Source organism: Nocardioides pakistanensis (genome assembly GCF_054781215.1).
Genome location: NZ_BAAGUV010000074.1, coordinates 77,915 through 98,153, shown reverse-complemented (window position 1 = coordinate 98,153; position 20,239 = coordinate 77,915). Strand labels below are relative to the sequence as shown.

21 protein-coding genes and 1 tRNA gene are annotated in these 20,239 nt (G+C 69.4%); 3 read left to right on the top strand and 19 right to left on the bottom strand.

Annotated features, from left to right (window positions below; genetic code table 11):
- Positions 1 to 27: 27 nt before the first annotated feature.
- From ACYVIH_RS21860 to ACYVIH_RS21770, 19 genes are all read right to left on the bottom strand, one after another.
- Positions 28 to 993, bottom strand: coding sequence for a J domain-containing protein (locus ACYVIH_RS21860; protein ID WP_460871664.1), 966 nt, complete (start codon positions 991 to 993; stop codon positions 28 to 30).
- Positions 994 to 1,009: 16 nt separating this feature from the next.
- Positions 1,010 to 1,480 carry a hypothetical protein gene (locus ACYVIH_RS21855; RefSeq protein WP_460871663.1) on the bottom strand — a complete coding sequence of 157 codons (471 nt, stop codon included), beginning with the start codon at positions 1,478 to 1,480 and terminating at the stop codon, positions 1,010 to 1,012.
- A gap of 56 nt (positions 1,481 to 1,536) precedes the next feature.
- A complete protein-coding gene (locus tag ACYVIH_RS21850; protein WP_460871662.1) occupies positions 1,537 to 2,826 on the bottom strand; it encodes an MCE family protein in 1,290 nt (429 codons plus the stop codon).
- Positions 2,823 to 4,238, bottom strand: coding sequence for an MCE family protein (locus tag ACYVIH_RS21845; RefSeq protein WP_460871661.1), 1,416 nt, complete (start codon positions 4,236 to 4,238; stop codon positions 2,823 to 2,825). Before ACYVIH_RS21845 ends, ACYVIH_RS21850 begins: the two co-directional genes overlap by 4 nt.
- A gap of 2 nt (positions 4,239 to 4,240) precedes the next feature.
- On the bottom strand, positions 4,241 to 5,428 hold the full coding sequence (locus ACYVIH_RS21840; RefSeq protein ID WP_460871660.1) for an MCE family protein: 1,188 nt from the start codon (positions 5,426 to 5,428) through the stop codon (positions 4,241 to 4,243).
- Complete coding sequence (locus ACYVIH_RS21835; RefSeq protein WP_460871659.1) at positions 5,428 to 6,396, bottom strand: MCE family protein; 969 nt, start codon at positions 6,394 to 6,396, stop codon at positions 5,428 to 5,430. Before ACYVIH_RS21835 ends, ACYVIH_RS21840 begins: the two co-directional genes overlap by 1 nt.
- Positions 6,393 to 7,430: an MCE family protein gene (locus ACYVIH_RS21830; RefSeq protein WP_460871658.1), complete on the bottom strand. Its 1,038-nt coding sequence runs from the start codon at positions 7,428 to 7,430 to the stop codon at positions 6,393 to 6,395. The genes ACYVIH_RS21835 and ACYVIH_RS21830 overlap by 4 nt, the downstream gene beginning before the upstream one ends.
- Positions 7,427 to 8,728 (bottom strand): MCE family protein, encoded by a 1,302-nt coding sequence (locus ACYVIH_RS21825; RefSeq protein ID WP_460871657.1) that lies wholly within the window; start codon positions 8,726 to 8,728, stop codon positions 7,427 to 7,429. The genes ACYVIH_RS21830 and ACYVIH_RS21825 overlap by 4 nt, the downstream gene beginning before the upstream one ends.
- Positions 8,725 to 10,053 carry an MCE family protein gene (locus tag ACYVIH_RS21820; protein WP_460871655.1) on the bottom strand — a complete coding sequence of 443 codons (1,329 nt, stop codon included), beginning with the start codon at positions 10,051 to 10,053 and terminating at the stop codon, positions 8,725 to 8,727. Before ACYVIH_RS21820 ends, ACYVIH_RS21825 begins: the two co-directional genes overlap by 4 nt.
- A 3-nt stretch (positions 10,054 to 10,056) precedes the next feature.
- Positions 10,057 to 10,896, bottom strand: coding sequence for an MlaE family ABC transporter permease (locus tag ACYVIH_RS21815; RefSeq protein ID WP_460871654.1), 840 nt, complete (start codon positions 10,894 to 10,896; stop codon positions 10,057 to 10,059).
- A gap of 4 nt (positions 10,897 to 10,900) precedes the next feature.
- Positions 10,901 to 11,686 carry an MlaE family ABC transporter permease gene (locus tag ACYVIH_RS21810; RefSeq protein WP_460871653.1) on the bottom strand — a complete coding sequence of 262 codons (786 nt, stop codon included), beginning with the start codon at positions 11,684 to 11,686 and terminating at the stop codon, positions 10,901 to 10,903.
- Between the two features lie 6 nt (positions 11,687 to 11,692).
- Complete coding sequence (locus ACYVIH_RS21805; protein WP_460871652.1) at positions 11,693 to 12,646, bottom strand: ABC transporter ATP-binding protein; 954 nt, start codon at positions 12,644 to 12,646, stop codon at positions 11,693 to 11,695.
- A gap of 326 nt (positions 12,647 to 12,972) precedes the next feature.
- Positions 12,973 to 13,365: a 50S ribosomal protein L7/L12 gene (gene rplL, locus ACYVIH_RS21800; protein ID WP_460871651.1), complete on the bottom strand. Its 393-nt coding sequence runs from the start codon at positions 13,363 to 13,365 to the stop codon at positions 12,973 to 12,975.
- Between the two features lie 117 nt (positions 13,366 to 13,482).
- The gene (gene rplJ / locus ACYVIH_RS21795; RefSeq protein WP_460871650.1) at positions 13,483 to 14,151 is read right to left on the bottom strand and encodes a 50S ribosomal protein L10; all 669 of its coding nucleotides are present in this window, start codon (positions 14,149 to 14,151) and stop codon (positions 13,483 to 13,485) included.
- A 454-nt stretch (positions 14,152 to 14,605) separates the two neighbouring features.
- A complete protein-coding gene (rplA, locus tag ACYVIH_RS21790; RefSeq protein ID WP_460871649.1) occupies positions 14,606 to 15,319 on the bottom strand; it encodes a 50S ribosomal protein L1 in 714 nt (237 codons plus the stop codon).
- A gap of 134 nt (positions 15,320 to 15,453) precedes the next feature.
- Positions 15,454 to 15,882, bottom strand: a complete 429-nt coding sequence (rplK, locus tag ACYVIH_RS21785) for a 50S ribosomal protein L11 (RefSeq protein WP_460871648.1) — start codon at positions 15,880 to 15,882, stop codon at positions 15,454 to 15,456.
- Positions 15,883 to 15,956: 74 nt separating this feature from the next.
- Positions 15,957 to 16,868 carry a transcription termination/antitermination protein NusG gene (gene nusG, locus ACYVIH_RS21780; RefSeq protein WP_460871647.1) on the bottom strand — a complete coding sequence of 304 codons (912 nt, stop codon included), beginning with the start codon at positions 16,866 to 16,868 and terminating at the stop codon, positions 15,957 to 15,959.
- A gap of 57 nt (positions 16,869 to 16,925) precedes the next feature.
- A complete protein-coding gene (gene secE / locus ACYVIH_RS21775; RefSeq protein WP_460871646.1) occupies positions 16,926 to 17,147 on the bottom strand; it encodes a preprotein translocase subunit SecE in 222 nt (73 codons plus the stop codon).
- Positions 17,148 to 17,206: 59 nt separating this feature from the next.
- Positions 17,207 to 17,279: transfer RNA gene (locus tag ACYVIH_RS21770), tRNA-Trp, on the bottom strand.
- 222 nt (positions 17,280 to 17,501) lie between these two features.
- On the opposite strand from ACYVIH_RS21770, the gene ACYVIH_RS21765 reads away from it, so the two are divergent.
- Genes ACYVIH_RS21765 through ACYVIH_RS21755 form a run of 3 tightly spaced genes read left to right on the top strand, consistent with a single transcriptional unit; the run spans position 17,502 to position 20,233 of the window.
- The gene (locus ACYVIH_RS21765; RefSeq protein WP_460871645.1) at positions 17,502 to 18,752 is read left to right on the top strand and encodes a pyridoxal phosphate-dependent aminotransferase; all 1,251 of its coding nucleotides are present in this window, start codon (positions 17,502 to 17,504) and stop codon (positions 18,750 to 18,752) included.
- 4 nt (positions 18,753 to 18,756) lie between these two features.
- The gene (locus ACYVIH_RS21760) at positions 18,757 to 19,809 is read left to right on the top strand and encodes an adenosine deaminase (protein ID WP_460871644.1); all 1,053 of its coding nucleotides are present in this window, start codon (positions 18,757 to 18,759) and stop codon (positions 19,807 to 19,809) included.
- Between the two features lie 4 nt (positions 19,810 to 19,813).
- Positions 19,814 to 20,233, top strand: coding sequence for a DUF4190 domain-containing protein (locus ACYVIH_RS21755; RefSeq protein ID WP_460871643.1), 420 nt, complete (start codon positions 19,814 to 19,816; stop codon positions 20,231 to 20,233).
- Positions 20,234 to 20,239 lie beyond the last annotated feature (6 nt).

The following is a 20,239-nucleotide window of genomic DNA, read 5'->3' as shown; positions in this document are numbered from 1 at the left end:
AGCCACGGCGGCCGCACCGCCCGCCGGTCAGTACGACGTGATGCCGTCCACCCGCCAGGAGCCGTCCACCCGCACCATGTCGAACCGCACCCGGTTCAGCGCCACCGACGGCTCGCCGGTGGTCGCCGTGCTCGTGGTGGACTGGTTGACGAACAGCAGCACCGGCACCTCGTCGGGGTCGCGGTCGTCGGTGAGCACCATCGCCGACGACGCGAGCACGTCGGCCTCCACCGTGGCCTTGACCTGGGTGGCGCTGTCCTTGACCAGCTTGTCGAAGGTGTCGACGTACTCCTTGCGGTAGTCGTCGGTGAGGTACTTCGCCGCGGCGTCCCGGTCGGCGTCGAGAGACTCGTGGGAGTACGACAGCACCGCCGCGGCTGCGGCCTCGGCGGCGGCCGGCGCCCGGTCCAGCGCCTCCTGGTACTGCTCGGCCTGACGCGCCTCGGCCACCAGGTACGCCGCGACGCCGACCGCGACCGCGGTGACCACGCCGAGCACGCCGACCGCCCACCACGGGATGCCGCGCCTGCGTGCGCCACCGGTCGCGGCGGTCTCGGCGAGGGAGGGCTCGGTCTCGACGACGGAGGGCTCGGCCTCGGCGCCGGTCCGGACCGTGTCGTTGCTGGGCACGGACGGTGCCGCGGCCGCTGTCGCACCCGGCATCGGCGGCCCGGGGACCACGCCCGCAGGCTCCTCGGGCTCCGGCTTCGTCTCCGTCCGCGGAGCGGCGGGCTCGTCGGCCGGCGCCTGCTCCGCGGCCGGCGTGTCCTCGGTGGACTCGGCCCGGCCCTCGGCAGCGAGCCGGGCGTCGTACTCCTTGCGCCGCTCGGGGTCGAGCAGGACCTCGGCGGCCTCGTTGAAGAGCCGGAACTGCTTGGTGGAGCCGCCCTCGCCCGGCTCGAAGCGGTCGGCGGCGTCTCGCCAGGCCTTTCGGATCTCGTCGCGGGTGGCGTCCTGGGAGACGCCCAGGATGTCGTAGAGCGTGGGGTTCATGGCAGTTCCTCCCGCCTCAGGCCACGGCCGAGAAGTCGTCGACCAGCCACTCGCCGTCGACCTTCACCATCGAGACCTCCCAGCGGAAGTGCCGCTGCACGGGGCCCGCCTGGCTGGTGGCCTCGGCGTCGGCGACGACCAGCACCCGGGCGGAGTCGTCGTCGAGGGCGGCGACCGCGGAGGCCAGCACCTCGCCCTCGGACTCCAGGCCGGTCTCGTTGATCAGCGTGGTGATGTCCTCGATCTGTGACTCGAACGCGGTGCGTGCCGAGGTGCTCAGCAGCTCGTTCATGGACTCGGCATAGTCGTCGATGGACTCGGTGTCGTAGGTGTTGAACTGCACCACGAAGGTCTCCGCAGCACGGGCGACGTCGGCGCGCGCCTCGAGGTCCGCCTCGGCCGACTGCCACCGGGAGTACCCCCACACCCCGGCAGCGACGGCGGCGAGGAGCAGCAGCACGAGCACGGCGGCCATGGCCGTGCGCAACCGGCCGGATCCTCCCGGCCGCTCGGTGGTCGTGCTGTCCTCGTCGTGGTCTGCGGTCAGTTCTGCTCGGTCGCGAGCGGCTGGAGCAGCAACCACTTCCAGGACTCCTCTCCGAAGACGGACGCGGCGCCGCCGGTGTAGCTGATCGCTGCACTCGGGCTCGCATCGGTGTACTGGACGGTCCCCGTGCGGCGATCGTACGTGCCGACCACAGGCGCGCGGTACGCCGCACCGGCGCGAGGTGCGTGCTGCGCGCCGCGCGCGTTGGACTGGGACTGCGGCTCGGTGCACCGCGCGTCCATGTCCATCGGCTTGTCCTCGCGGTCCTGGGGGCCGCGGATCTGCCCCGGGTCGTAGCCCTCGGTGCAGACGTGCGGCTCCTGGGTGAGGATCAGGCCGAAGTGAGCGTCGTACAGCCCGCTGGCCGGGTCCTTGGAGACGACCGTGTAACCACCCTCGACGACGTAGGGGTAGACCACCAGCACCTGCTCGATGCCGTCGAGGTGCTTGACGGTCACCTCGCCGGTGGTGACCAGGTTGTTGATCAGCTGGCCGAGGTTGACCTCGTTGTCCTCCAGGAAGCGCCGCAGCTGGTTCGCGGTGGCGCTGCCGCTGTTGATCACCCGGCGCAGGTCGGCGTCGGAGTCCACGAGCGTGTCGGAGAGCAGCGCGAGGTCACGGGCGAAGCTGCGGATGTTCGAGGCGCTGTCGAGCTGGGTCTGCAGCACGGTGTTGCTGTCCTCGATCAGGGCCGTGGTCACGTCGAAGTTGTCGTTGGCGGTCGCGATGAAGGAGTTCGAGGTGTCGATGATCTGGCCGAGGGCCTCGCCGGTGCCGTTGAACGCCTTGCCCATCTCCGAGACCACGGTGCGCAGGCTGTCCTTGTCGACCGAGTTGACCATCTTGTCGAGGTCGACGAGCAGCTGCATGGTCGGGATCGGCGTCTTGGTCCGCGACTGCTCGATCTCCGAGCCGTCCCGGAGGTAGGGACCCTCCTCGGCGTTGGGCAGCAGGTCGACGTACTGCTCCCCCACCGCCGACCGGTTCGCGACCAGCGCGTCGGTGTCCGCGGGGATCTCCGCGTTGTCGTTGTCGATCTCGAGTACGACGTCCACGCCCTCGTCGGTCACGCGCAGCTCACCGACCTGACCGACCGGGACACCGCGGTAGGACACGCCGGCGCCGGCGAAGATGCCACCGGAGTCCGCGAAGTGCGCGACCACGCGGTAGGAGTCGTCGAACAGCAGCCGGTCGAGGCGGGCGTACTTCGCACCGACGTAGGCGACGCCGACCATGGTGATCAGCACGAACACCATGAGCTGGACCTTGGTCTTCTGGCTGATCATCGCTGCACCATCCCCTGGATCAGCAGGGCGCCGAGAGTCGGGTCGTAGCCGAGCTCGTCGGCGGACCTGGCTCCGCCGTCGGTCACCGTCGGGGCGCCGTAGAACACGTTCGCCGGCGCGGCGCGGCCGAGGCCGGGCAGCGGCAGGCCCGGAAGCAGCCCGCCGTCGTCCTCACCTGCGCCGTCCCCGTCGTTGCCCGAGCCGGGCGCCAGCGCGTCACAGATCGGGTTCTGCGGGAACTGGTTGCACAGCTTGTTCACCTGCTTGGGGCCGAGGTCCTGGCACGCGTCGCTGTTCGGGTCGAGGGTGTTGACGCACTTGGTGATGTCGTTGACCACCTCGATCGGGTCGACCGGCAGCTCGGGGATCGGCAGTCCGGGCAGCTGCGGGATGCCCTTGCTGAGGTCGATGTCCATCTGGATCGACAGGTTGGTGTAGTCGCCCATGTGCAGGTTGCGCGCCTGCGCGGGGTTGCGGCCGACCACCTCGTCGACGAACGGGTAGGTCAAGAACACCTGGAACGCCTCGGGCAGCGAGTCGCCGGCCTCGGCCAGCTTGGTGAGCACCGGGTCGAGCGCCTTCAGGCTGTCGATGGTCGCCGCCTTCGACTGCTTGATCACCCGGGTGCCGACCGAGCTCAGCTCGTTGAGCGCGCGCAGCATCTTCACCAGGTCGTCACGCTGCTTGTCGATCGACGCCAGCGCCTCGGGCATCTCGTCCAGGGCCAGCTCGATCGAGCCGCGCTGCCGGTTGACGGAGATCGCGAGGCGGTTGAGGCTCTCGATCGCCTGGACGATGTCGGCCTTGTTCTCGTCGAGCTGGCTCATGAACGTGTCGAGCTGGTCGAGGACCGACTTCACGTCCCCCTCCCGGCCGTCGAACGCCTTGTTGAGCTCGGCCGAGATCGTCTTCAGCTGGGCCACGCCACCGCCGTTGAGGAGCAGCGACATCGCACCGAGCACCTCCTCGACCTCGGGGTTGCGGCCGCTGCGCTCGAGCGGGATCACGTCGCCGTCGGAGAGGTCCGCACTGCTGGCGCCGGTCTCCGGCGGGGCCAGGGAGACGAACTTCTCACCGAGGAGGCTGGTCTGGCGGATCTCCGCGGTCGCGTTGTCGGGCAGCTCGACGTTGCCGCGCAGGGCCAGGGTCACCTCGGCGTGGTAGCCGTCGACGGCGATGTCGGTGACCTTGCCGACGGTCACGTCGTTGACCTTGACCGACGACTGCGGGACCAGGTCGAGCACGTCGCGGAACTCCACCTTGACGGCGTAGGACTCGTCGCCGAGGTCGGCGCCGCCGGGCAGCGGCAGCGAGTAGACGTCGAAGTCGCAGGCGCTCAGCGTCAGGGCTCCGACCGCGGCCAGCGCGGACAGCCTCGCCGCACGACCGCGGCCGATCTTGGGCGTGCGCATGGTCAGTCCACCTCCACGAGGCCGGCGAGCGACCGGTCGATGTGTTCGACGGGCTCGGGAGCGCGAGTCTCGCCGTCGGCGAGGGCGCCGGCGCGGCCTCGCCCGCCGAGACCGCCCAGCGCGCCCTCGATCAGCTTGCAGGCCTGGCCGCTCGGGTCGTTCGGAGAGACCAGCGAGCACAGGAAGGCCGACGGGTTCGCGCCGATCTGGCCGGGCAGCTCGCCCTGGTTCGACCGGGTGTCGAGGGTGCCGGTCGCAGGGTTGTAGGTCAGGAACAGGTTGTTCAGGGCGAGCGGGGCGACCTTGAGCACCTCGTCGAGCGCGTCGCGCTGCTTGACGAGGACCTTGCTGACCCGGTTGAGCCCGTCGATGTTCTCGCCGAGGCTCTTGCGGTTGTCCCTGACGAAGGTGTGGACCTGCTCCATCGCGATGCCGAGGTTGCGCAGCGACGCCGACAGGTCGTCACGCTCGCCCTCGAGCACCTCGGCCGCCTGGGCCAGCGACTGGTTGAAGTCGCGGACGGTCTGGTCGTTCTCCGCCAGCGCCGCGACGAACCGCTCCAGCTGCCGGGCGGTGCCGAACAGCTCGTCCTTGTTGTTGTCGAGGGTCCCGGTCAGCTTGCCGAGGTCCTCGATGGTCTGGTTGAACTGCTCGCCCTGGCCGGCGAAGTTGCGCGCCGTGGTGTCGAGCAGCCGGGTCAGCGCGCCCTCCTTGTTGGCGCCCTCGGGGCCGAGAGCGACGGTGAGGTCGTCGATGCTCTGGTAGATCTCGTCGAGCTCCAGCGGCGTCGAGGTCGACTCCGTGCTGAGCGTGGCGCCGTCGGCCAGCACCGGCCCCTCGGTGTAGACCGGGGTGAGCTGGACGAACCGGTCACCGACGATCGCGGGGGTGACGATCACCGCGCTGGCGTCGGCAGGCACCTTGTACTTGGCGTCGTACCACATCTTCACGGTCACGTCGGTGCCCGAGGGCGTCACGCTCTCCACCGCGCCGACGGGGACGCCGAGGATCCGGACGTCGGAGCCTTCGTAGAGCGACACGGTGCGCGGGAAGCTCGCGGTGATGAACTTCTTCTCCTGGCCGGGCAGGGCCAGCAGGACTCCCGCGACGACGACTGCGGCGACGGCGACGAGAGCGAGGGTCCGGGCGAACCTGTCCATCAGTCTGCTCCGGGAAGCGTGCTGGCTCATCAGTTGCCTCCGATCGCGGTGGGCGGGAGGTTCTGGATGTAGGTGTCGAACCACGGGCCGGTGCCGAGCGTGTTGGCGAAGACCCGGTAGAACGGCGCCATCAGCCGCAGGCTGTTGTCGAGGTTCTCCTGGTTCTTGTTGAGCATGTCCACGACGCTGTCGAGGTGGTCGAGCGCCGGCTTGAGGTCGGCCCGGCTCTGGCGGACCAGGAGGGTCAGCTCACGGGAGAGCTGGCTGGTCGCGACCAGCAGGTCGTGCACCGACTCCCGCCGCGCGACGAGCGCCCGGAAGAGCAGGTCGCCGTCCTTCATCAGCGTGACCAGGTCGCCGTTGCGGTCGGCCAGCACCCGCGAGACCTTCTGCATGTTGCCGAGCAGCTCGTTGAGCTGCTCGTCGCGTGCGGCGATGTTGGTCGACAGCGCCGACATGCCGCGCAGTGCGCCCTGGAACTCCTCGGGGGTGTTCTCCATCAGCGCGGCGAGGGTGTCGAGACTCTCGGCGAGCCGGTCGGTGTCGATCCGTTCGGAGGTGTCGGCCAGGCCTTCGAAGGCGTCGACCACGTCGTACGGCGAGCTGGTCCGCTCGACCGGGATGGTCGCCTCCTCGTCCATCTGGCCGGACCCGGCCGGCTCCAGCGCGAGGTACATCGCGCCGAGCAGGGTCTTCACCTTGATCGCCGCACGCGTCGAGGGCCCGAACTCCACGCCGTTCTCGACGTTGAACTCGACCCGCACCTTGTCGCCGTCCAGGTCGACCGACTGGACCTTGCCGACGCGGACGCCGGCGACCCGGACCTCGTCGTTGGTCTTGAGCCCACCCGCCTCGCTGAAGGAGGCGTAGTAGGTGTCGCCGCCGCCGATCAGCGGCAGGTCCTCGGCGCGGAAGGCGGCGAGCACGAGGGCGGCGATCACGGCGAGGCTGACCGCCCCGACGACCACCGGGTTCCGCTCACGGAAGGGAACGCTCATCCGAGATCACACCTCGCTGCCCCGACCTCGTAGTTGACGTCGTCGATGACCGTGCCGCCCGGGAGCGTGACCTGACCCTTGAAGGCACAGAGGTAGAAGTTGAACCACGACCCGTAGATCGCGGTCCGGCCGACCTTCTCCAGCTTGATCGGCAGCACCTGGAGCGCCCGGTCCAGCTCGCCCTTGTTGCGGTCGAGGGTGCCGGCCAGCGAGCGCAGCTCCTTGACGTCCTTGACCAGGGGCTTGCGGATGCCGGTCACCAGCCCCGACGTCTCGACGGCCAGGTCGGACACCGAGTCCAGCGAGCCCAGGATCGCGTCACGGTCCGCGGCGAGCCCCGAGAGGAACTGGCGCAGCTTGATGACCAGGTCGGAGAGCTCGGCGTCGCGTTCGCCGAAGGTCACCAGCACCTCGTTGAGGTTGTCGATCAGCTCGCCGATGACCTGGTCACGCTGCGCGAGGGTGCTGGTCACCGACGCGGTGTGCGCCAGCAGGCTCTCGAGGGTGCCGCCCTCCCCCTGGAAGACGGTGACGATCTCGTAGGACAGCTTGTTGATGTCCTCGGGCGAGAGTGCCTCGAACAGCGGCTTGAAGCCGTTGAAGAGCACGGTCAGGTCGAGCGCCGGCTGGGTCCGCGACAGCGGGATCGTGGCCCCCTCGCGCAGGATCGACGGGCTGCCGACCCCCTGGCTCAGCGCGATGTAGCGCTGGCCGACCAGGTTGCGGTAGCGGATCGCCGCGTTGGTGCCGGCGGTGACCTTCGACCCGCTGTCCACGGTGAAGGTGACCAGCGCCTTGTTCTTGTCGTGGATCTCGACGTCGTCGACCGAGCCGACCTTCACGCCGGCGATCCGCACGTCGTCGCCCTTCACGACACCGGTCGCGTCGCTGAACACGGCCTTGAACTGGTTCTTCTCGTTGAACGAGATGTTGCCGATCGTGACCACCAGCAGACCGGTGGCCAGCGTCGTGACGACGATGAAGATCAGCAGCTTGACCGCGTCGCCGGCGGTGCGCTTGTCGAGCAGGCTCATCGCAGACTCACCTCCGATCCGCGTGCCAGCGGACCGAACAGCAAGGTGGCCACGTCAGGAACGCCATCCACAGGGACTCCCATCACAGGTGAAGCAATCGCGTCGACGACCGAACGCTCGGCGGCGGTGCCGGCGTATCCGGAGGTCAGGTCGAAACCGGTGGCCGCGCGCGGCCGGAACTTGCCGTGCCCGTCCTCGACACCGTCGCCGACCTCGGACATCGGCGGCTGGGGGGCGGGGTTGGCCTGGGAGTACGGCGGAGTCGGCAGCGTCTCGCAGTGCGGGCCGTTCTTCGCGGTGTACTCCGGGTCGTCGGCCACGGTGTAGCCGGTGGGCTGCTTGGGCAGCAGCTCGAGGTTGATGTGCAGGGCCTGGCCGCGCCAGCCGCTGTTCATCTGCGGCAGCCAGTTGGCCATCCCCTCGGCCAGGCAGGGGTACTCGGGTGAGTACTTGGCCAGCAGGTCGAGCTGGGGCACGCTCACCTCGCCGAGGCGGATGATGTTGTCGCCGTTGGCCTCGAGGAAGTCCCGCGAGGTGTTGGAGAACCCGGACACGTCGTCGAAGAGCGCCTCGATCTTCTGCTCGTTCTCCAGGAAGGTGTTGCCGGTGGTGACGCTGTTGCGCAGGAACCGGGCCAGCTCGGGCATCACCGCGCGGTACTCGTCGGAGACCTCGCTGAGCATCTGCAGGTCCTCGACGAGCGCGGGGAGCTTGGGGTTCATCCGCTTCAGGTAGCCGTCGAGCGTCACGAGGTTCTCCCCGATCGCCTCACCACGGCCCTCCAGGGCGGTCGCGAGGGCGGTCAGGGTGTAGTTCAGCTCGGCGGGCTGGACCGTGCGGAGAAAGGGGTAGATGTCCTCGAGGAGCTGTTCGACCTCGGTGGCCACCTCGGACTCGGTGATCACGTCGCCGGCCGCGATCGGTTCGGGGTCCGGGGCGTCGGGGATCTGGAGAGCGACGTACTTCTCGCCGAACAGGGTCTTCGGCTGGATCCGGGCCGTCGCGTTGGCCGGGATCACGTCGAGCTTCTCGGGCTTGATCGCCAGCTCCAGACGCGCGCCGTCGCCGTCGGTGGCGATCTCGCGCACCTCGCCGACGATCACGCCGCGGATCTTCACATCCGCCAGGGCAGGCAGCTGGAGCCCGATCTTGGACGTGTGCAGGGTGACCGGGACGTAGTCGACGAACTGCTTCGTGAACACGGCGTAGGTGCCCCACACCCCGAGCAGGAGCAGGCTGAGGAACACGACGCCGAGCACGCGGTGGGCGCTTGCTGCGACGAGGGAGCTTCTGCTCATCGGAGTGCGACCTCCATGCCCCGGGCGAGGGGTCCGAACAGCAGCGACGCCACGTCGGGTACGGCGGTCTGCGACACGCCGAGGGCGGGCGCGGCCACGCTGTTGACGACCGTCCGCTCCGCGGAGGTGCCGGCGTAACCCGAGCTGAGGTCCATCCCGGGGACGGGCCGCTGCTTGCCGGTGGACTGCTCGACGCCGTCGGCGAGGTCGGGCACGAGGAAGTCCGGCGGCAGGTTGTCCTGGCCCCACTCGTCGGCGATCGCGCGGCGGCAGAGCTCCGGGTCGTGCGGGCCGCGCTTGTCGGCGTAGACCGGGTCGTCCTGCGGCCCGAACCCGCGCGGCTGCTTGGGCAGCGTCTCGAGGTTGATGTGGAGGGTGTAGCCACGGAATGCCTCGGCCTGCCGCGGCGCGATCTTCACGATCCCGTCAAGCAGGCAGGGGTACTCGGGGGCGTACTTCTCGTACAGCGGAAGCTGTGCGGCACCCAGCTGCCCCAGCCGGATGATGTTGTCGCCGTTGGCCTCGAGGAAGTCCCGCGACGTGGAGGAGAACGCGGAGACGTCCGCGAAGAGGGCTTGGATCTTCTGCTCCTTCTCGATGAAGGTGTTGCCGGTCGTGACGCTGTTGCGCAGCAGCCGGGCCACCTCAGGGACGGCCGACCGGTAGACGTCGGAGACCTCGCTGAGCATCTGCAGGTCCTCGACGAGCGCGGGCAGCTTGGGGTTCATCTTCTTCAGGTAGCCGTCGAGGGTGGTGAGGTTCGCCCCGATCGCCTCACCGCGGCCCTCGAGCGCCGTGGCCAGCGCGGTCAGGGTGTAGTTGATCTCCGCCGGCTGGACCGCGCGCAAGAGAGGGTAGATGTCCTCGAGGACGCGCTCGACCTCCATCGAGAGCTCGGCCTCCTCGATCTCCGCGCCGGGCTGGATCGCCGGTCCGGCCATCGATGCAGCCGAGGCGGGCTCGAGCGCGACGTACTTCTCGCCGAACAGCGTCTTCGGGATGATCTTGGCGGTCACGTCCGCGGGCACGGTCTCACGCTTCGCCGGGAAGAGGCCCAGGGTGAGCTCGGCGCCCTCGGCGGTCGAGGCCACGTCGACCACCTCCCCGACCACGACACCGCGCAGCTTGACGTCGGCGTAGTCGGGCAGCTGCAGGCCGATCTTCGAGGCGCGCAGGGTCACCTCGTCGTACTCGGTGAACGCCTTGTTGAACACCGCGTAGGTGAACCACACCGCGAGCAGGAGCAGCACCAGGAACGCCACGCCGAGCACCCGGTGCTCGATCGTGACGGCTGCTCTGAAGCCTCGCGACTGACGGTTCACCATGGGTCAGCCCGCCAGCCTCACGGTGGTGGTGGTGCCCCAGATCGCCATCGAGAGGAACAGGTCGATGACGTTGATCGCGACGATGGAGGTCCGCACGGCGTGGCCCACGGCGATCCCGACGCCGGCGGGGCCGCCCGAGGCGTTGTAGCCGTGGTAGGTGTGGATCAGGATCACCACGACCGCGAACACCAGCACCTTGCCGAAGGACCACAGCACGTCGCCCGGTGGCAGGAACTGGTTGAAGTAGTAGTCGTAGGTGCCGGTGCTCTGCCCGAAGAACTGGGTCACCGTCAGCCGGGTCGCGAAGTACGACGAGAGCAGGCCGACCACGTAGAGCGGCACGATCGCGATCAGGCCGGCGATCATCCGGGTGGTGACCAGGAACGGCATCGACGGGATGGCCATCACCTCGAGGGCGTCGACCTCCTCGGAGATCCGCATCGCACCCAGCTGCGCGGTGAAGCCGCAGCCGACGGTCGCGGCCAGCGCGATGCCCGCCACGAGGGGTGCGATCTCGCGGGTGTTGAAGTAGGCGGAGACGAAGCCCGAGAACGCCGCGGTGCCGATCTGGTTGAGCGCGGCATAGCCCTGCAGGCCGACCTCGGTGCCGGTGAAGAACGACATCGCCGTGATCACACCGACCGTGCCGCCGATGACCGCGAGCGCCCCGGATCCGAGGGTGACCTCGGCGAGGAGCCGCAGGATCTCCTTGCGGTAGCGGTGCAGCGTGCGGGGCGTCCAGGCGACCGCCTTGACGTAGAACGCGAGCTGGGCGCCGAGGGTGTCGAGGAAGCTCAGGGGCCGCTGGTAGGCCGACCTCAGCGTCGTACCGATGTCTGCCACGGGCTCACCCTGTCTTCGGCGGGACGAGCTGGAAGTAGATCGCGCTCATCACGAAGTTGACGACGAACAGCAGCATGAACGTGATCACCACGGCCTCGTTGACCGCGTCGCCCACGCCCTTGGGGCCGCCGGCGGCGTTCATGCCCTTGTAGCAGGCGACGATCGCGGCGATCAGTCCGAAGACCAGCGCCTTGGCCATCCCCTGCCAGAGGTCGGGCAGCTGTGCCAGCGCGGTGAAGCTGGCCAGGTAGGCCCCTGGTGTCCCGTCCTGGAGGATCACGTTGAAGACGTAGCCGCCGGAGACGCCGACCACGCTCACCATGCCGTTGAGGAACACCGCGACCAGCATGGTGGCCAGGACGCGGGGTACGACGAGGCGCTGGATCGGGTCGATCCCGAGCACCATCATCGCGTCGAGCTCCTCGCGGATCTTGCGGGCGCCGAGGTCGGCGGCGATCGCGGAACCGCCCGCGCCGGCGATCAGCAGCGAGGTCGCGATCGGGCCTGCCTCGCGGACCACGGCGAGGACCGACGCGGAGCCGGTGAACGACTGGGCACCGAACTGCTTGATCAGGCTGCCGACCTGCAGCGCGATCACCGCACCGAACGGGATCGCGACGAGCGCGGTCGGGATGATGGTGACCGAGGCGATGAACCACGCCTGCTGCAGGAACTCCCGCAGCTGGAACGGGCGCTTGAACAGCGCACGCGTGACGTCGAGGCCGAAGGCGAACAGCTTGCCGGCGGTGCCGACCGGCGCGAGCACCTTGGCTGAGGTGATCGAGGACATCGCGCGTCAGGCTCCGGTCGCCATCGACATGTTGGCGTCGAACGATCCCGGCGGGGGGACCACGCCGTGCTCGCGGCACCAGGCACCCGGCGGGCGCTGGCTGCGGCGGGGCATCCCGTTGGAGGGTTCGAGCTGCAGCGGGATCGGCGGCAGCGGGGGCAGCTCCTGGCCCTGCTCGGCGGCGAGCTCGTCGGCGTCCTTCTCCTCCGACATGCCGATCGGGCCGACCCGCTGGGCGTTGAGGAACTGGCGCACGACCGGCTCCTCGCTGGAGAGCAGCATCTCGCGCGGGCCGAACATCGCCAGGTGCTTGTGGTAGAGCAGGCCGATGTTGTCGGGCACCGTGCGCGCGGTGTTGATGTCGTGGGTGACGATCAGGAACGTCGCGTCGATCTGGGCGTTGAGGTCGACGATCAGCTGGTTGAGGAAGGCGGTGCGGACCGGGTCCAGACCGGAGTCCGGCTCGTCGAAGAGCACGATCTCGGGGTCGAGCACGAGCGCGCGGGCCAGGCCGGCGCGCTTGCGCATGCCGCCGGAGATCTCGCCGGGGAGCTTGCCCTCGGCACCGAGGAGACCGACGAGCTCCATCTTCTCCATGACGATCTCGCGGATCTCCGACTCCGACTTCCGGGTGTGCTCGCGCAGCGGGAAGGCGACGTTGTCGTAGAGGTTCATCGACCCGAACATCGCGCCGTCCTGGAACAGCACGCCGAAGAGCTTGCGGATCTCGTAGAGGTCCTTCTCGGAGCAGTTCGCGACGTCGAGGCCCTCGATCATGATCGAGCCGGTGTCGGGCTTGAGCAGGCCGATGATCGTCTTGAGGAACACCGACTTGCCGGTGCCCGACGGGCCGAGCATCACGCAGATCTCCCCGGCAGGGATGGTCAGGGTGACGTCCTTCCAGATGAGGTCTCGCCCGAAGGACTTCGTGAGTCCATCCACCTTGATCTCGACGCCCACGAGCGCCCTCCCTTGTCCGATCCGACGGTCCGTCGCCAGGTGTGCATCAGCGGTCAGATGGCCCCTGAGCACCTTCTCCCCGGCATTACCAACGAGTAAACCCGGGGTAAGTTACGCGACTCACAGCCCGGGGACCACCCCCATGTCGGACATGTCACGTGACCGGGGTCTCACAGTCTGGCGCCAGCGCGGGCCCGGCGCCAGGGGACGCGCCCGGGCACGCCGGGCCACGGAACGCAGCACGGCGGCCGCCCCTCGCTCTCGCGAGGAAGACGGCCGCCGTGGTGACGGTCGGGTCGGTCAGGACCCGGAGGTGAGGCAGGACCTCACTTGAGGGTGACGGTGGCGCCGGCGCCCTCGAGGGCCTCCTTGGCCTTGTCCGCGGTCTCCTTGTTGACGCCCTCGAGGATGGCCTTGGGAGCGGCCTCGACCAGCTCCTTGGCCTCCTTCAGGCCGAGGGAGGTCAGACCACGCACCTCCTTGATGACGTTGATCTTCTTCTCGCCGGCCGACTCGAGGACGACGTCGAACTCGTCCTTCTCCTCGGCAGCGGCGGCCTCGCCACCGGCGCCGCCGGCGGCCGGGGCCGCGGCAACGGCGACGGGGGCGGCGGCGGTGACGCCGAAGGTGTCTTCGAACTGCTTCACGAACTCGCTGAGCTCGAGGAGGGTCATCTCCTTGAAAGCGTCGAGCAGCTCGTCGGTGCTGAGCTTCGCCATGGTGGCGGTTCCTCTCTGTTCTAACTCCTGACCCTGGGTTACTGCTGGCCCCGGACGGTGACCCGTGCCGGTGCCCTCAGTGGGTCATCACTGGTGATGGTCGTGAAGGGCCCCGGGTCAGGACTCTTCGGTGGTCTCCGCAGCTGCGTCCGCGGGCGTCGCCTCGGAAGCATCTTCGGACGCGGGGGCCTCGTCGGCGACGGGAGCCTCCGCGGCGTCCTCGGCAGGAGCAGCGGCCGGCTCGCCGGCACCGCCCTGGAGGATCGACGGGTCCTGCTCGGCCTTGGCCTGCAGCGCACCCGCGAGACGGGCGGCCTGGGCGATCGGCGCGTTGAGCAGGTAGACAGCCTGGCTGAGCGACGCGAGCATCGCGCCTGCGAGCTTCCCGAGGAGGACCTCGCGAGACTCCAGATCAGCAAGCTTGGCGATCTCCGCCGCCTCGAGAGCCTTGCCTTCGAAGAGGCCGCCCTTGATGACGAGGGAGGGGTTTGCCTTGGCAAAGTCACGCAGGCCCTTGGCCGCCTCGACCACGTCGCCCTTGATGAAGGCGACAGCGGTCGGCCCGGTCAGCAGGTCATCGAATCCATCGATGCCGGCCTCGCGCGCAGCGATCTGGGTGAGCGTGTTCTTGACCACGGCGTAGTTGGCGTTCTCGCCGAGAGCGCGCCGCAGGTCCTGCAGCTGCTTGACGGTGAGACCGCGGTACTCGGTCAGCACAGCACCAGCAGACTCCTGGAACTCCTCCACGAGCTCTGCAACGGCTGCTGCCTTGTCTGGCCGCGCCATGGGTCTCCTTCCACGGATCATGAACTTGCGTGGTGGCCACCACCCGGAGGTGCCGGCCGAGAGACCGAATCGTCGGTGCCCGGCAACGAAAAACGCCCCGGCGCAGGAGGCACGGGGCGGACATCTGACGCACACGTCAGAAGATCACTTCGTGTCACCTGCGCAGGCCGCCCGCAGTGCGGGACCTTCAGCCGGGCGCTTCGCCCCTGGCGGGGTGTGGGCACGCCGACAACCGGCGGTCTCTGGTTTCGGGACAGAACTGTACGGCAGTCACCGACCCCGCTCCAAATCCGATGCCACCCGGCGGTCGACGACCGAGCCGGTGGTCGAGGAGCGGGGCGGAGCGAGCGTCTCGAGGCCACCGCCCGCCGGCAGCACGAACGCCGCCGAGGCCGGCCGCCGGAGCGGCACGGCACCTCGACGGCGCTCGCGGGTGCTGCTGGTGCTCGGAGGCTCAGGCCTCGTCGTCCGCCGCGACGTTGCGCGTGCGGTTGGGGTCGACCTGGACGCCGGGGCCCATCGTCGTGGAGACGGTGACCTTCTTCAGGTACCGGCCCTTGGAGCTCGACGGCTTGAGCCGGAGCACCTCCTCCAGAGCGGCGGCGTAGTTCTCGGCGAGCTGCTGCTCGGAGAAGGAGGCCTTGCCGATGATGAAGTGCAGGTTGGCGTGACGGTCCACGCGGAACTCGATCTTGCCGCCCTTGATGTCGGACACGGCCTTGGCCACGTCCGGCGTCACGGTGCCGGTCTTCGGGTTCGGCATGAGGCCGCGGGGACCGAGGACGCGGCCGAGACGACCGACCTTGCCCATCATGTCCGGGGTCGCGACGACGGCGTCGAAGTCCAGCCAGCCGCCGTTGACCTTCTCGATCAGCTCGTCGCCACCGACGATGTCGGCGCCCGCCTCGCGAGCGGCGTCGGCCTTCTCGGCGTTGGCGAAGACCAGGACCCGGGCGGTCTTGCCGGTGCCGTGCGGGAGGTTGACCGTGCCGCGGACCATCTGGTCGGCCTTGCGCGGGTCAACGCCGAGGCGCATCGCTACGTCGACGGTCTCGTCGAACTTCTTCTTGCTGCCCGCCTTGGCGATCTTGATCGCCTGCAGGGGGCTGTAGAGCTCGTCCTTGTCGAACATCTCCGCCGCGGAGCGGTAGTTCTTGCTGCGCTGCATGTCTGGTTCCCTCTTTCCTGGGCCAGGTGTGGTCGTTGGGGCGCGTCAGCGGCCCTGCCACAGTTGCTTGGATTCTCGGACGGTGGTTGCGAGACGGGCGCGTTCCTCGCCCTCCTCGACCACCGGTCGGGTGACTAGTCGGTGGTGACACCCATGGAGCGGGCGGTGCCCTCGACGATCTTCATCGCGGCCTCGACGTCGTTGGCGTTGAGGTCGGGCAGCTTCGTGGTGGCGATCTCGCGGACCTGGTCCTTGGTCAGCTTGCCGACCTTGTCCTTGTGCGGGACGCCGGAGCCCTTCTGCAGGCCGGCCGCCTTCTTGATCAGCTCAGCCGCCGGAGGCGTCTTCGTGATGAAGGTGAACGTCCGGTCCTCGTAGATGGTGATCTCGACGGGGATGACGTTGCCGCGCATCGACTCGGTGGCGGCGTTGTAGGCCTTGCAGAACTCCATGATGTTCACGCCGTGGGGACCGAGAGCGGTACCCACCGGCGGAGCAGGAGTTGCCGCCCCGGCGTGCAGCTGCACCTTGACGAGCGCTGCGATCTTCTTCTTGGGAGGCATGAAATCGGGTCCTTAACTGATGCGTAGCCGTGTTGCCACGGGATGTAACGGGTGGTGCTGCTCGAAGCTTCCGGTCAGACCTTCTGGATCTGGCTGAAGCTCAGCTCGACCGGGGTCTCCCGGCCGAAGATCTCGACGAGGGCCTTGACCCTCTGGGTGTCGGCGTTGATCTCGGTGATCGTCGCGTGGAGCGTCGCGAACGGGCCGTCGACGACCATCACGGAGTCGCCCACGCCGAAGTCGGCGACCTCGGTCTTGCGCTTGGCCGGCGCGCCGGGGGCGCCCGCCTCGGCGGGTCCGGCGGCCTCGGCCTGCGCGACCACGCTCGGGGCCAGCATGCTCTCGACCTCGCTCAGCGACAGCGGCACCGGCTGGTGGCTGTGGCCGACGAAGCCGGTCACCGACGGGGTGTGGCGTACGGCGGCCCACGACTCGTCGGTGAGGTCCATCCGGACCAGGACGTAGCCGGGGAGAACGGTGCGCTTGACGAGCTTGCGCTGGCCGTTCTTGATCTCGGCGACCTCCTCGGTGGGGACCACGACCTCGTGGATGTAGTCCTCCATGTTGAGCGAGGTGATCCGGTTCTCGAGGTTCGCCTTCACCCGGTTCTCCATGCCGGAGTAGGTGTGGATCACGAACCAGTCACCGGGCTTGGACCACAGCGTCTTGCGGAACTCCTCGAGCGGGTCCTCCTCCTCGGAGACCTCGCCGTCGGCGCTCTCGGCGACCTCGGTGTCGACGCTCGCCGCGCCGTCCTCATCCAGGGCCTCGGCTGACTCCTCGGGGCTCGCGACGGCGTCGTCGGTCACCGGAGCGGTCTCGGCGTCACCCTCGGGCTCGCCGTAGACGTCCTCCTCGGTGGCCTCGGGGGCGGGGGCAGCACCGCCGCTCGTGGCGGCGTCGGAGAAGGGGTCACCCGCGGGCGCGACCGGAGCGGCCTCGGGGGCCTCGGTGCCCTCGAGGTGTTCGTCGTGGGGCTGCGACACGGTTAATCAGTCACCTTCACTGTTGATGCTGCGCTGCGGGCGGGCGGCAGGTCGCGCTCAGCCGAAGACGGCGAACGCGAGCTTTCCGAATCCGAGGTCGAGCAGGGAGACGATCGCCATCACGACCACCACGAACACCATCACCACGATGAAGTACGTGATCAGCTGCTGCTGCGTGGGCCAGACGACCTTGCGCAGCTCGGCCACGACCTGGCGGTAGAAGGTGACCGGACTCGTGCGCTTGTCACTCGACGAAGAAACGGAGCGGCTCTCCGACACTGTCCTCCACCTTTCTCTCTCCTAGACCGGCTCGTCACCTCCCGACGGGAGGGACCTTGCAGGGCACGAGGGACTTGAACCCCCAACCTTCGGTTTTGGAGACCGATGCTCTGCCAGTTGAGCTAGTGCCCTTCGGCGGCTCGCCCTGCCCGACGTACCTGCCGATCGACGGACGCGACGAAGCCACGTGGCGCGATTGCGGGCATGACGACCAAGGGTGTCAACCACCAAGACGAAGAGTCTACGGGGTCGACCGACCCGAAGTCGAACCGAGCCGCCGACGGCCCCGCCTGCACCGCGCTCGAACCGCGGACCCGCGTGCGTGGCGCACCCTGCGGGTGGAACCATGATCCCATGACCGACAGTGCTGACCGTCCCGGCCGTCACGCGGCCACCCCCGCCCAGGCTCCCGCGGAGCGGCGCATCTCCGCACGCATCGGCGGCATCGCCGAGTCCGCGACGCTCGCCGTCGACGCCAAGGCCAAGGCGCTCAAGGCTGCCGGCCGCCCGGTCATCGGGTTCGGGGCCGGCGAGCCGGACTTCCCGACGCCCGGCTACATCGTGGACGCCGCGGTCGAGGCCTGCCGCGACCCGCGCAACCACCGCTACACCCCGGCCGGTGGGCTGCCGGAGCTCAAGCAGGCGATCGCCGAGAAGACCCGCCGCGACTCAGGCTACGTGGTCGAGCCGGCGCAGGTGCTGGTCACCAACGGCGGCAAGCAGGCCATCTACGAGGCGTTCGCCACGATGCTCGACCCGCTCGACGAGGTGATCGTCCCGGCGCCGTACTGGACGACGTACCCGGAGTCGATCCGGCTGGCCGGTGGCGTTCCCGTGGAGGTGCTCGCGGACGAGACGCAGGACTACAAGGTCACCGTCGCGCAGCTCGAGGCGGCGCGCACCGAGCGCACCAAGGTGCTGCTGTTCAACTCCCCGTCCAACCCCACCGGCGCGGTCTACAGCCGCGACGAGGTCGAGGCGATCGGACGCTGGGCGCTCGAGCACGGGCTGTGGGTGCTGACCGACGAGATCTACGAGCACCTGGTGTACGACGGTCTCGAGACCGCCTCGATGCCGGTGGTCGTTCCCGAGCTCGCCGACCGCTGCGTCGTGGTCAACGGGGTCGCGAAGACCTACGCGATGACCGGCTGGCGGGTCGGCTGGGTGATCGGCCCCACCGACGTCGTGAAGGCGGCCACCAACCTGCAGTCGCACGCCACCTCCAACGTCTCCAACGTCGCCCAGCGTGCGGCGCTCGCCGCGGTCGCCGGGGACCTGTCGGCGGTGGAGGAGATGAAGGTCGCCTTCGACCGGCGTCGGCGCAAGATCGTGGAGATGCTCAACCAGATCGACGGCGTGGTGTGCCCGGAGCCGAAGGGGGCGTTCTACGCCTACCCGTCGGTGAAGGGCCTGCTCGGCCGCACCGTGGACGGGGTGACCCCGCAGACCTCGGCCGAGCTCGCCGAGCTGATCCTGGACAAGGCCGAGGTCGCCGCCGTGCCCGGCGAGGCGTTCGGGTCGCCGGGCTACCTGCGGTTCTCCTACGCACTGGGCGACGACGACCTGGTCGAGGGCATCAGCCGGCTGCAGAAGCTCTTCGCCTGACCGCGTGACAGGCGAACGGGCGGACCGGCCGGGCGCTCCGTCGGGGGCCCGGTCGCTGACCGCGCTGCCCAAGGCGCACCTGCACCTGCACTTCACCGGCTCGATGCGGCACCCCACCCTGCTCGAGCTCGCCAACCGGGACGGCATCGCGCTGCCCGAGGCACTGGTCGAGGACTGGCCGCCGCGGCTGTCGGCGGCCGACGAGAAGGGCTGGTTCCGGTTCCAGCGGCTCTACGACACCGCCCGGTCGGTGCTGCGCACCGAGGACGACGTCCGCCGGCTGGTCCGTGAGGCGGCGGAGGACGACGTCGCCGACGGCTCACGCTGGCTGGAGCTCCAGGTCGACCCCAGTGGCTACGCGGCGAGGTTCGGCGGGATCACCGCGTTCACCGACCTGGTGCTCGACGCCGTCGCCGACGCCTCGGAGCGCACCGGGCTGGGCATGGCCGTGGTCATCGCCGCCAACCGCACCCGGCACCCGCTCGACGCGCGGACCCTCGCCCGCCTGGCCGCGCAGTACGCCGGGCGGGGCGTGGTGGGGTTCGGGCTGAGCAACGACGAGCGGCGCGGGCGCACCGAGGAGTTCGCCGCGGCGTTCCGGATCGCCGAACGGGCGGGACTGATGCTCGTCCCCCACGGCGGCGAGCTGCTCGGCCCGCACAGCGTGCGGACCTGCCTGGAGTCGCTGCACGCCGACCGGCTCGGCCACGGCGTGCGCTCGGTGGAGGACCCGGCGGTGCTCGAGCTGGTCGTCGAGCGCGGCGTGGCGCTGGAGGTGTGCCCGGTCTCGAACGTCTCGCTGGGGGTGTACTCCGACCTGACCTCGGTGCCGCTGCCGGAGCTGCTCGCGGCCGGGGCCACCGTGGCCCTGGGCGCCGACGACCCGCTGCTGTTCGGCTCCCGGCTCGCCGGGCAGTACGCCACGATGCGCGCGGCACACGACCTCACCGACGTCCAGCTCGCCGAGCTGGCACGGATGTCGATCCGGGCCTCCCGCGCCCCGGAGGGGACAAAGGCAGGGTTGCTGGGCGAGGTCGACGCCTGGTTGGCAGACTAGGCCCATGACCAACACACCGGGGGACCAGCCGACACAGCCCGAGCCGGAGGAGCCGACCGGCGAGCAGCCCGGCTTCTGGGAGCAGCAGGCGCAGAGCCAGCAGCCCTCCCCCTACTACGGCCAGCCGGCCTACCCGCCCTACGCGTACGCCCCGGACCACCCGAAGGCGACCACGACGCTGGTGCTCGGCATCCTCGGCCTGGTGGTCTGCGGCGTCGTCGCGCCGTTCGCCTGGGTGATGGGCAAGCGGACGCTGGAGGAGATCGACGCCAGCAACGGCAGGATCGGCGGCCGCGGGGCTGCCCAGGCCGGCTACGTGCTCGGCATCGTCGGCACGGTGATCCTCGCCCTCGGGCTGGCCCTGGTGCTGATCTACGTCCTGTTCATGGTGGCCATCATCGGCGGCGGGATCGCGACCTCCTGACCCTCG